The organism is Shigella sp. FC1567, from assembly GCF_001743015.1.
Classification (GTDB): domain Bacteria; phylum Pseudomonadota; class Gammaproteobacteria; order Enterobacterales; family Enterobacteriaceae; genus Escherichia; species Escherichia coli.
This window is the reverse complement of the sequence record NZ_MIIV01000042.1, coordinates 1-12,091: the sequence shown is the minus strand read 5'-3', so window position 1 is coordinate 12,091 and position 12,091 is coordinate 1. Positions and strand designations below refer to the sequence as shown.

Sequence of the window (12,091 nt, the reverse complement as noted above, 5' to 3'; positions counted from 1 at the left end):
TTTTTTAATATTTCATTCTCCATTTCAATGCGTTGTAGCTTTTTCCTCAGCTTACGTATTTCGATTTGTTCTGGTGTTATCGGAGAGGCTTTTGGTGTTTTGCCCTGACGCTCATCACGCAGTTGTTTGACCCATCTTGTCATTGTGGAAAGGCCAACATCCATAGCTTTGGCGGCATCTGCCACCGTGTATTTCTGGTCAACAACCAGTTGAGCGGATTCGCGTTTAAACTCTGCGCTAAAATTTCTTTTTTTCATTGGAGCACCTGTGTTGTTCTGAGGTGAGCATATCACCTCTGTTCAGGTGGCCAAATTCAGTGTGCCACTTCACATAGACGTTGTCGCTATTAATGATCTCACTTCCCCAAAAATTCTCGCCTACCTGCTGAAACATGATTCAAACTACGGACCATTCCCCTGGAGCGTTGATTTTACGGAAGATTCACTTATCGTTGATGGGAAAAGTATCGCGGTTTACGCCGAAAAAGAGGCTAAAAATATTCCGTGGAAAGCGAAAGGTGCAGAAATCATTGTCGAATGTACTGGCTTTTATACCTCCGCCGAGAAATCGCAGGCGCATCTTGATGCTGGTGCGAAGAAGGTGTTGATTTCCGCCCCTGCCGGTGAAATGAAAACTATCGTTTATAACGTCAATGACGACACTCTGGATGGCAACGACACCATTGTTTCCGTGGCGTCATGCACCACTAACTGTCTTGCGCCGATGGCCAAAGCCTTGCATGACAGTTTCGGGATAGAAGTCGGCACGATGACGACCATTCATGCCTATACTGGCACCCAGTCACTGGTGGATGGCCCACGTGGTAAAGATTTACGTGCTTCACGCGCAGCGGCAGAAAATATCATTCCCCACACTACGGGGGCGGCAAAAGCCATTGGTCTGGAGATCCCGGAACTGAGCGGCAAACTGAAAGGTCATGCGCAACGCGTGCCGGTGAAAACAGGTTCGGTCACTGAACTGGTATCGATTCTCGGAAAAAAAGCGACTGCCGAAGAGGTGAATAACGCACTTAAACAAGCAACCACCAATAACGAGTCATTTGGTTATACCGATGAAGAAATAGTCTCTTCCGATATCATTGGCAGCCATTTCGGTTCGGTGTTTGATGCCACGCAAACGGAAATTACCGCCGTGGGCGATTTACAACTGGTGAAAACGGTCGCCTGGTACGATAACGAATATGGCTTCGTCACGCAGCTTATTCGCACCCTCGAAAAATTCGCTAAACTCTGACGCGCACAGGCGGAGGAAAAAACCTCCGCCTCTTTTACTCATTACGACTGTAAATAAACCACCTGGGTCTGCAGATATTCATGCAGGCCATGTTTACCATCTGCGCCGCCAATACCGGATTTACGCCATCCGGCGTGGAAGCCTTGCATAGCTTCGAAGTTTTCACGGTTGATGTAAGTTTCACCAAACTTCAGCCCTTTAATGGCTTTCATCGCGACGTTCAGATTTTGGGTATAGATTTGATGAGGTCAGGCCGTAATCACTGTCATTAGCCATTGAGATAGCCTCTTCCAGCGTGTCAAATGCGACCACCGGCAGAACCGGGCCAAAGGTTTCCTCATGCATAATCGACATTTCCTGGCGAACATCCAGCAGCAATGTCGGCGGATAATAATATCCTTTCCCCTCTACCGCTTTGCCACCCAACGCCACTCTCGCCCCTTCTTCTACTGCGCGCGCCACTTTTTGCTCAACCCTTTCCAACGCCGCGGCGTTAATCAACGGCCCCATCGCAATGTCGTTGCGTTCAGCGGGGTTACCAAATTGAACCGCCTGCATCGCTTCACCCAGCCGATTGACGAACTGATCATAAATGCCTTTCTGTACATAAACACGTTCTGCACAGTTACACACTTGCCCACTATTAATGACGCGTGAATCAACGATGGCTTTGACTGCCAGTTCAAGATCGGCATCGTCCATTACGATAGCTGGTGCTTTACCCCCCAATTCCAGACACACTTTGGTGATGTTTTTCGCCGCAGTCGCCATGATCTTCTCACCTGCAGAGACGCTGCCTGTCATACTGACCATTGCGACCTTTGGGTTACCCGCCAGTTCTTGCCCAACGGTTTCACCACGCCCCAGTACAAGGTTAAACACGCCGCGCGGAAGGCCTATTTCATCGACGATTTTGGCGAATGCAATCGCATTGTTTGGCGTAAATTCACTAGGTTTAATGACGATGGTATTACCGGTCAAAAGAGCGGGAGCCATTTTGCGGGCAATGAGGAAGAACGGGAAGTTCCACGGCAGAATGCCGGTAGTCACACCAAGCGCACGTTTAAACAAAAGAATATTTTCTCCTGGACGATCGCTTTGAATAATCTCGCCCTCGTAACGCCGTGCCCACTCCGCCATGTAATCGATATAGTCGGCAGTAAAAGCCACTTCGACTTCAGCCAGCTGCTGGATCTTGCCCCCTTCTTCAACAATCAGCGCACTGATTTCACTGGCGCGTTCGCGGATCCCGGCGGAGATTTTGCGCAACCAACTGGCGCGTTCAATAGCAGGCAACGCTTCCCATTCTGGTTGTGCACGTTCTGCTGCATCGATTGCCTTACGGGCATCCTCGGCCTGACCATCGGGTATGCGGGAAATGACAGCCTCTGTAGCAGGGTTTACCACATCAATCCATGCGTCTCCACGCCAGGTAACAAACTGTCCATCGATATACATAGGATGTTGAACGGGTACTGACATGGGCGACTCCTGTGATTTATATGTTTGTTCTTGGTAAATACATTGTTAATTAACATCAATCATCATAGAGACGGCATCGTGAAAGGACAATTCTGTGAAGGGCTTCATAAAAACAAGTGTAAAAGGAATAAAAGGCAGAAATAAAAGTCAGGAGTCATGCCCGTTTGCAAACAAGTGGTTCACAAACGGGCAATTTTTGACGTAACGAGCGACTTTCCATCGCCTCGATGAGCACCGCATCGTGTTTAAGCGTTTGCCATGCATGGATGACTTCTGCCGGAAAATCAACGTGAACGATAAAATCTCGCCCGCGGGGACCGTAGCCATCGCTATCATCGCGTAAACGCGGCAGCTCGCCAGTGAGTAGTGAGAGATAACGCTCAACCGGCCATAATCCTTGTAACTGATTAATAAAGATTACACTGTCTGCGTTATTTCCTAACTGAGGAACGAATCCGGGATAACTTAACCAGCGTGGCGCATCGGGATTGTCCCCAGTCATACGGCGGAACGTCGCCATCGTGCGCCGCTGCATGGTGGGGTCCTGAACAACGATAGCCGTATGAACTCGTTCTACGGCCTGATTAAATAGCGCGATGCTAAAGCGTGCGTTTTCACCGCAGTTTGTTGACTGGTCTTCAATCCAGATTTTTTCATGCGGAATGTGCCAGAACTGATGAGCGATATCCGCCAGGATGGTCGCTTCTGCTCTGCCAGTGGTGCGGATAGTGTTGTAGTGCGGATGCTGTGCGATGGCGCTATACAAAAAAGTTGTCGAGTGACCGATACCACCACTAATCAGTAAAGGAATTTGCTGATCGCGAGCAATCTTACATGCCGCGTCGATAGTCGGCATAACCGCATTGCCTGCAAGGATCACGCAATCGGCCTGATACAGCACCTCACCGGAGAAATCATCCTGCGCCAGCCACTGTCCGATAACATTTATGGCATCTATAGTTGCCGGCGAAAGCGTCGGAAACGGGGTAATGTTCATGGTTCCTCCTTATCGTTCCCTTAAGAATACTGCGTGAGATAATAGTGAGAAGCTGAGCACTCTGAAAGGAGGAAGTCGTATGTCCTTAACCGCCACTCCGCAAGCCTGACATATCTTTTAAGGAAATGCTGTAGATAAACATTATTCATCTTGCAGCAGAGAATTGTATTTTTCTGAATTCCTGAATTTTTACCCTTACCGTTTTAGAATTAATAAAAAACCCGGCGCTAAATGCTTACCGGGTTTTAGATTTATTAGGCAAATAGCAGGGTTAACCGCTAATCTGCTCCATCGCCTGCAAAATACGCTTATCTGAAATCGGATAAGGCGTACCAAGTTGTTGAGCGAAGTAACTAACGCGCAGCTCTTCTATCATCCAACGGATCTCTTTCACGTCTTCATCCTCACGACGTGCAGGCGGCAGTTTGTTGATCCATTGCTGCCACGCCTGCTGGACGTTTTCGACTTTCAGCATCTGTGCACGATCGCGATGTGGATCAACCGCCAGTTTTTCCAGTCGTTTTTCAATCGCCTGCAAATATCGCAGCGTGTCGCCCAGCCGTTTGAAGCCGTTACCAGTGACAAAACCGCGATATACCAACCCGCCCATCTGCGCTTTAATGTCAGAAAGCCCCAGTGCCATGGTCATATCCACCCGCCCTTTCAGACGTTTGTTGATATTGAACACTGCCGTAAGAATTTGCTCGACCTGCTTCGCAATATCTACCACCGTGTCGTTCAGTTCGGCACGCACTTTCTCATGCAGCGCAGCAAAGCCTTCTTCCGTCCAGACCGGGCCACCATTGGCGTCGATCAGTTGATCCACACCGCAGGAGATACAGTCGTCGATCAGCTCCAGCACTTTGCCATACGGGTTGAAGTACAGTCCCAGCTTGGCTTTGTTCGGTAACTTTTCATGTAAATACTTGATCGGCGAGGGAATATTTAGCAGCAGTAGACGGCGAAGACCATTCCACATTGCCTGTTTTTGCTCCAGCGGGTTATCAAACAGTTTGATCGCCACGCTGTCGCGTTCATCCACCAGCGCCGGCCACGCCTTCACTTTATAGTTGCCACGCTTCTGTTCGTAACTTTCCGGCAGCTGACCAAAACTCCAGATATGTAAGCCGCTCTGCTCGATACCGTCATCCGCCACCGCGGACAGCGTTTCCTGCACTTTGCCTTTCAGCGCATCTTTCAGATCTTGTAGCGAGCGCCCTTCTTTTAGCTTCTTGTTTTTGTCATCCACCACGCGGAAGGTGATTTTCAGGTGATCGGGCACCTGATCCCAGTGCCAGTCTTCGCGGTCAACGGTAACGCCGGTCATCCGCCGTAACTCGCGCTCAAGGCTGTCGAGCAACGGTAACTCCAGCGGTGTGACGCGGCCTAAAAACGCTTCGGCGTAGTTTGGTGCAGGCACAAAATTACGGCGTACCGGTTTCGGCAACGATTTAATCAGAGCAATCACCAATTCGCGGCGCAGACCGGGGATCTGCCATTCAAACCCGCTTTCCTCAACCTGGTTAAGTAACGGCAGCGGAATATGTACGGTCACACCGTCCGCGTCTGCGCCTGGCTCAAACTGATAGCTCAAACGCAGCTTGAGATTGCCCTGATGCCAGAAGTTCGGGTAATCCAGCTTGCTGATTTTTTCCGCCCCTTCTTTGATCAACATGCTCTTTTCAAAGTTGAGCAAATCAGGCGTTTCGCGGCTGACTTTTTTCCACCAGCTATCGAAGTGACGAGCGGAGATTACATCGTGGCTGATGCGCTGGTCGTAGAACTCAAACAGCGTTTCGTCATCAACCAGAATATCGCGGCGACGTGATTTGTGTTCCAGCTCTTCCACTTCGGCCCGCAGTTTCAGGTTTTCACGGAAGAATGCGTGACGCGTCTGCCAGTCACCTTCCACCAGCGCATGGCGAATAAAGAGTTCACGACATAACGCCGGATCGATCTGGCTGTAGTTGACCTTGCGCGCGGCAACAATCGGCAAACCATAAACAGTGACTTTTTCCGTTGCCATCACCGCGCCCTGCGCCCGTTCCCAGTGCGGTTCGCTGTAGGTACGTTTAATCAAATGCTGAGCGACAGGCTCCACCCATTCCGGGTCGATACGCGCAGCAATGCGCCCCCACAGGCGGCTGGTTTCTACCAGTTCCGCCACCATTACCCATTTCGGCGGTTTTTTGAATAAACCAGAACCGGGGAAGATGGAGAAACGCGCGTTACGTGCGCCGGTATATTCTTGTTTATCGGCATCTTTCATGCCGATATGGGAAAGTAAACCCGTCAGCAACGCAATGTGAATTTCGCGATACTCCGCCGGTTCGCTGTTAACCGGAATGCCAAGTTCTTTCACCACCTGACGCAACTGGGTGTAGATATCCTGCCATTCGCGCACGCGCAGATAGTTGAGATAATCGGTACGACACAGGCGACGGAAGGCGTTTGAAGAAAGCGCCTTTTGCTGCTCGCCAAGATAATTCCACAGATTTACAAACGCGAGGAAGTCGGATTCTTTGTCGTGGAAGCGACGATGTTTTTCGTCCGATGCCTGCTGTTTGTCCATCGGCCGCTCACGCGGGTCCTGAATGGAGAGCGCGGACGTGATAATCATCGCCTCACGCACGCAGCCATGTTTCTGCGCTTCCAGCACCATACGCGCCAGACGAGGATCGACCGGCAGTTGCGAGAGCTGGCGACCGAGCGGCGTCAGTTTATAGGCGCTGGCCTGTTCATCCGTGGTGATCGCGCCCAGTTCTTCGAGCAGACGCACGCCATCCTGGATATTGCGTTTATCCGGTGCTTCGACAAACGGGAACGCAGCGATATCGCCCAGCCCCAGCGCGGTCATCTGCAAAATAACCGAGGCCAGGTTGGTACGCAGAATCTCCGGATCGGTAAACTCCGGGCGCGAGAGGAAATCGTCTTCGGAATAGAGACGAATACAGATCCCTTCGGACACACGACCACAACGGCCTTTACGCTGATTGGCAGACGCCTGTGAAATGGGTTCAATCGGCAAACGCTGCACTTTGGTGCGATAGCTGTAGCGGCTGATACGCGCCGTACCGGGGTCGATAACGTATTTAATCCCCGGTACAGTCAGCGAGGTTTCCGCGACGTTGGTCGCCAGCACAATGCGTCGCCCGCTGTGCGACTGGAACACGCGGTTCTGTTCGCTATTCGAAAGCCGCGCATAAAGCGGCAAGATTTCGGTATGGCGTAAGTTCAGCTTGTTCAGCGCATCGGCGGTATCGCGAATTTCCCGCTCGCCGCTCATAAAGATCAGAATGTCGCCAGGGCTTTCCTGGCTCAGTTCGTCTACGGCGTCAAAAATCGCCTGCAACTGATCGCGCTCGGTGTCATCGGCTTCTTCAACAATCGGGCGATAGCGCACTTCCACCGGATAGGTCCGACCGGAGACTTCGATAATCGGCGCATTATTAAAGTGGCGAGAAAAGCGTTCCGGGTCGATAGTCCCGGAAGTGATAATGATTTTTAGGTCAGGACGCCGCGGCAGCAACTCTTTCAAATAGCCGAGCAGAAAATCGATATTCAGGCTGCGTTCGTGTGCTTCGTCAATAATGATGGTGTCGTACTGCATCAGCAGGCGGTCTTGCTGGATCTCCGCCAGCAGGATACCGTCGGTCATCAGCTTGACCATCGTGTTATCACTTACGTGATCGCTGAAACGCACTTTGTAACCGATGCAACCGCCTGGCTCCGTTTTCAGCTCTTCCGCAATACGGTTCGCCACCGTTCTTGCCGCCAGACGACGCGGCTGGGTATGGCCGATCAGTCCTTTAATCCCGCGCCCCAGCTCCATACAGATTTTCGGTAGCTGGGTCGTTTTACCGGAACCGGTTTCCCCGGCGACGATCACCACCTGGTGATCACGAATCGCTTCGAGAATATCCTGTTTTTTCTGACTAACTGGCAAATTGTCCGGATAAGTGATTTCCGGTCGTGCCGCTTCACGCAGCAGGACTTTCCCTGCCGCCTGGTCAATCTCTTTCGCCATCTCCTGGAAAATGGCCTGTTGTGCATCAGGATTTTTAACCTTCTTAACACCATGCAGACGGCGAGAAAAACGCAGTCTGTCGCGCAGCATCAACGAATCCAGCCGCTGCTGCAAAGCAGTAAAGGTCAATTTTTGTTGTTCTGTCATAACGTTAGTGGGCAGTAGTCTGCCTGATTAATTTTCTTTTAAATGATAGATATAGAGTACCACATCGCGGCTTTCTATGCGTTGTTCAATAAATTCGAACATAGGCTTCGATTTATTGCGCTATCTCTGTGGCAGGATTGTGAATAAAGTGTCAGCAAGCAACGGGGCATCGCCAATTCAAACATCTATAAGGAAACACCATGAGCAAGGTATTAGTTCTTAAATCCAGCATCCTGGCAGGGTACTCTCAGTCTAATCAGTTGTCCGATTATTTTGTTGAACAATGGCGCGAAAAGCACTCCGCTGATGAAATCACCGTTCGCGACCTGGCTGCAAATCCGATTCCGGTACTGGATGGCGAACTGGTTGGCGCTCTGCGTCCGAGCGATGCGCCGCTGACTCCGCGTCAGCAGGAAGCTCTGGCGCTTTCCGATGAGCTGATTGCCGAGCTGAAAGCCCACGACGTTATCGTTATTGCGGCACCGATGTATAACTTCAACATCTCAACTCAGTTGAAAAACTATTTTGACCTGGTTGCACGCGCAGGCGTTACTTTCCGCTATACCGAGAACGGTCCGGAAGGTCTGGTAACGGGTAAAAAAGCCATCGTTATTACCAGCCGCGGTGGGATCCACAAAGATGGACCAACGGACCTGGTGACGCCGTATCTGTCCACGTTCCTCGGCTTTATCGGCATTACCGATGTGAAATTTGTCTTCGCCGAAGGGATCGCATACGGTCCGGAAATGGCAGCGAAAGCGCAGTCTGACGCGAAAGCGGCCATCGACAGCATTGTTGCTGCATAACCGGACACGATCTTGATGTGGACTGTAGTTCAGTCCACATCTCAATCCACTTACCTGTTTTCCCATAATTTCAGCATCGCTTTGTGATCTTCCTTAAGCACAATATGCGAACGTCTGGCTCGAATATAACTAATCGCTTCATCAACGGTTTTACAGTGTCCGTAACATAACAACCATGCCGCCACTACCAGCGCACTGCGCGATAATCCCAACGCGCAATGGACCAGAACGCTGCCTTGCTCTTCGCGTAATGTTTCCAGCATCGCCACGGCCTGTCGGAGCTCCCCCTCTTCCGGAACCACCAGATCCAGCATCGGTACACAGAAATAGAGTCGATCTTTTGTCGCTCGTCCCCGAGGGAATTCAAAGGTGACGTCCAGAACCGCATTCTGTGCCGGAATATGTCGTGGAAACGCCCCTAAATAAACACCAGCAGTAATTTTGCTCACCGGCTCCAGGCGACGACAAAACCAACGCATAGACAGCCACATCCCGATGCGCCAGGGCAATGTCAGCCAGTAAACGGCGGGCGGGAGTTTCCCCTGACTATCTTTCCCTGTTGTTATCGCGCCAAGCCCACCGTACCCACGGCCAATAATGAGTAGCGATAATACTGGCCAACATAACCAGACTGGCCACCATAACTGAATCATCACCATTAGCTCCATCAACACAATGCACGAGCCCGCGCCTACGACATATGGCAGTGCTATTTTGATTCGACGTTGATCAGGTTTCTGATAATTCCAACGACGATCGACGGGCACCATCCAGTCAATCAACATACCTACCGCCAGCCCTGTGATGACATCAATAAAATGATGCTGCCAGGTCGTCAGAGTAGAAATAGCGATGAGTAAAAACCATCCGCCACAGACTTTACGCCACCTCTCAGCCAGATGCTGACGAAAGTGACGCCAAAGTAGCCAGCAGAGAATAATATGCAGCGAAGGAGACTGGTTATAAGGCAGATCAAACAGTTCAAGTTGCGAAAATGGCCATCCCGTCACCCCACTCACTTCAGGACGGATAAAACTAAACTTCAGCGGATAGAGCAAAAAACCGCAGCAGGCCATTACCGTTGCCAGAATAAGCCGGTGGACAAGTCGGCGCTGTTCGAATGTCGTGCTACAAACGAACAGCGAAAATCCATATAAAAGATCCAGACTCCAGTAAGGAACAATAGTCCAGGGAAGAAAAGGGATCGCCGTTTCCCAACCGAATACCTGACTGGGGATATCATGGCTGTTAAGGTCCTGAACCGCGGTGAACTGATTAAGAGATCCATAGGTGAAGAAAAAAAACGGGGCCAGCAACAATAACCAGCCAGCGCCTTGTAGCAATACGTTCCGACGTTCAGTTATCACGACGCACCGCCATCGAAACCGTAAAAATACCCCACTCATCAATCCGTTGTGTGCATTTATCAAATCCGGCATCACGCACGAGTGAATCCATCTCCCCTTGCGAACGCACGCGCATTACCCACGGTTTACCATCTTTATGACTGGTTAACACCCCGGCAATCATCTCCAGTTGAGGGTGCCACGGCTGCCCGGTGTAGATGAGAATGCCGACCGGTTCGATGGCATTGGCAAGACCTGCGAGTGAGTTTTTTACCTGCTCATTTTCGGGAAAAAGCTCATACAGTCCAGAGACAATTGCCAGCGTAGGCCGCGGAGTTAACGCGCTGAGTTCCTCCGGGTTAAACGCATCGCCCTGTTCAAAACGCACCCGCCCAGACATTCCCCGTTGGGCAATCATCTCTTGCCCCTGTGCAACATTTAACTCGCTGTAATCACGTAACAAAATATCGCTTACGGCAGGCTCGTTTGCCAGCGCATCCAGTACATAGCGCCCATGCCCTGCGGCAATGTCAACCACGCGGACGGCTAAACCTTTGGCGTGGAGATCGGCAACGGCTTGTTTAATCAGTATTTGTAAATGGGTTTTGCGCTGGCGAATACCGCGCCAGCCAACACTGTTCAGGTAGATTTTGTCGATTAAGCGCCCGAATGCGTTACTACCTTGCGGTTGATTTTGATAGACATAATCCAGCGAACTGCCTGAATCAAAGCCGGTGCTCATTCCGAGATGCAGGCCCGCAGAGTGCGTCCCGAACAATTTCATCGCCTTTCGCATAAAGCGATACGCTAAATCAACCGGCGATAATAGCACGGGTCCACCAGAAAGTAGCCGCCATTGATCCGCTGATGGTCCTGTGCAGTCTTCATGCTGATAATCAAATTTTTGCGATTTGTTAGCATATAAACGACTAATAAAGCTTTGCATTTTTTCAAATGCCAGCGCCCTGTTCTCTTCACCCAACGTGTCGTGATAAAAGCCTGGCAGCAGATGCAGCTCTTTCAGAGGGCTACGTAATCTCTGATAAAAATCAATCTGCGGTTGGCGATGCACCACATAGTCATCACCTGATATCAGAAGTTGCGTGGGGAGCGTAATCGCCGCCGCATCTCTAATAATACGTTCAGACGTTTTATAGAGATCGAGCAAGATATTGACGGCAATCGCCCGTGTGATCAGCGGATCATTATTGAAACTCGCCACCCGTTGCCGATCGTGGGTCAAATAGCGTCCTTTCACATAGGAATTAATAAAAAACAGACCACGCAGACGATGCCATAACGCCAGCGCAGGACGTGCCAGCGGCACATACAATTTAACCTTAAAGGCCGGAGAAGCCAGCACCAGCCCGCGAATTGCAGGCGCATAATCATGAACCTATGTGGCAACCAGCACTGCGCCGACGCTTTGCGCGATCACAACCACCTCTTCCAGTCCAACCTAGCTGTCGCTGGCAGCAAAACGGACAAATTCATCGACATCCTGCACTGAACGCGCAAGAGATGGGCTATAACCACGCGGCCCCGAAGTTTTTCCATGCCCCCGAGCATCCCATGCATAAAAAGCAGTATCTGGCATCGCCAGTTCATCAACGATATGTTGTAGACGACCAGAATGTTCATGGCCACGATGAAATAAGACAATGACCTTTTTCGCCCCTGGCTGGGTAATGACTCCAACTTACTGATAGTGTTTTATGTTCAGATAATGCCCGATGACCTTGTCATGCAGCTCCACCGATTTTGAGAACGACAGTGACTTCCGTCCCAGCCTTGCCAGATGTTGTCTCAGATTCAGATTATGTCGCTCAATGCGCTGAGTGTAACGCTTGCTGATAACGTGCAGCTTTCCCTTCAGGCGTGATTCATACAGCGGCCAGCCATCCGTCATCCATACCACGACCTCAAAGGCCGACAGCAGGCTCAGAAGACGCTCCAGTGTGGCCAGAGTGCGTTCACCGAAGACGTGCGCCACAACCGTCCTCCGTATCCTGTCATACGCGTAAAACAGCCA

Annotated in this window: 5 protein-coding genes and 4 pseudogenes; 2 read left to right on the top strand and 7 right to left on the bottom strand. The window is 50.8% G+C overall.

Annotation, left to right across the window (positions count from 1 at the left end):
• Positions 1–257, bottom strand: a 257-nt coding sequence (locus tag BHE85_RS03570; RefSeq protein WP_033555117.1) for an IS3 family transposase, incomplete at its 3' end; no start/stop codon positions are given.
• 61 nt (positions 258–318) lie between these two features.
• Between BHE85_RS03570 and gap the strand changes: the two are divergent.
• Positions 319–1,254 (top strand): annotated as a pseudogene (gap, locus tag BHE85_RS03565) (type I glyceraldehyde-3-phosphate dehydrogenase); the annotation flags it as partial.
• A 41-nt stretch (positions 1,255–1,295) separates the two neighbouring features.
• Here gap and aldA read toward each other — a convergent pair.
• The 3 genes and pseudogenes from aldA to hrpA all read right to left on the bottom strand — a co-directional run bounded on the left by aldA (position 1,296) and on the right by hrpA (position 7,907).
• Positions 1,296–2,736, bottom strand: a pseudogene (gene aldA, locus BHE85_RS03560) (aldehyde dehydrogenase).
• Positions 2,737–2,890: 154 nt separating this feature from the next.
• Positions 2,891–3,733, bottom strand: a complete 843-nt coding sequence (gene ydcF, locus BHE85_RS03555) for a DUF218 domain-containing protein YdcF (protein WP_039064150.1) — start codon at positions 3,731–3,733, stop codon at positions 2,891–2,893.
• A gap of 271 nt (positions 3,734–4,004) precedes the next feature.
• Positions 4,005–7,907, bottom strand: a complete 3,903-nt coding sequence (gene hrpA, locus BHE85_RS03550) for an ATP-dependent RNA helicase HrpA (protein WP_000139583.1) — start codon at positions 7,905–7,907, stop codon at positions 4,005–4,007.
• A gap of 200 nt (positions 7,908–8,107) precedes the next feature.
• Between hrpA and azoR the strand changes: the two genes are divergently transcribed.
• The gene (gene azoR / locus BHE85_RS03545; protein WP_000048948.1) at positions 8,108–8,713 is read left to right on the top strand and encodes an FMN-dependent NADH-azoreductase; all 606 of its coding nucleotides are present in this window, start codon (positions 8,108–8,110) and stop codon (positions 8,711–8,713) included.
• Between the two features lie 50 nt (positions 8,714–8,763).
• On the opposite strand, the gene BHE85_RS03540 is transcribed toward azoR, so the two are convergent.
• The 3 genes and pseudogenes from BHE85_RS03540 to BHE85_RS03530 all read right to left on the bottom strand — a co-directional run.
• Positions 8,764–10,080 carry a phosphatase PAP2/dual specificity phosphatase family protein gene (locus BHE85_RS03540; protein ID WP_000627390.1) on the bottom strand — a complete coding sequence of 439 codons (1,317 nt, stop codon included), beginning with the start codon at positions 10,078–10,080 and terminating at the stop codon, positions 8,764–8,766.
• Positions 10,070–11,743: pseudogene (locus BHE85_RS03535) on the bottom strand (bifunctional alpha/beta hydrolase/class I SAM-dependent methyltransferase); the annotation flags it as partial. The pseudogene BHE85_RS03535 and the gene BHE85_RS03540, both read right to left, overlap by 11 nt.
• 15 nt (positions 11,744–11,758) lie before the next feature.
• A pseudogene (locus tag BHE85_RS03530) lies at positions 11,759–12,091 on the bottom strand (IS1-like element IS1X2 family transposase); the annotation flags it as partial.

What these genes read in the sequence shown, in the direction of transcription:
- azoR (WP_000048948.1), top strand. Translation starts at nt 8,108, where the DNA reads ATGAGCAAGGTATTAGTTCTTAAATCCAGCATCCTGGCAGGGTACTCT.
- hrpA (WP_000139583.1), bottom strand. Translation starts at nt 7,907, where the DNA reads ATGACAGAACAACAAAAATTGACCTTTACTGCTTTGCAGCAGCGGCTG.
- ydcF (WP_039064150.1), bottom strand. Translation starts at nt 3,733, where the DNA reads ATGAACATTACCCCGTTTCCGACGCTTTCGCCGGCAACTATAGATGCC.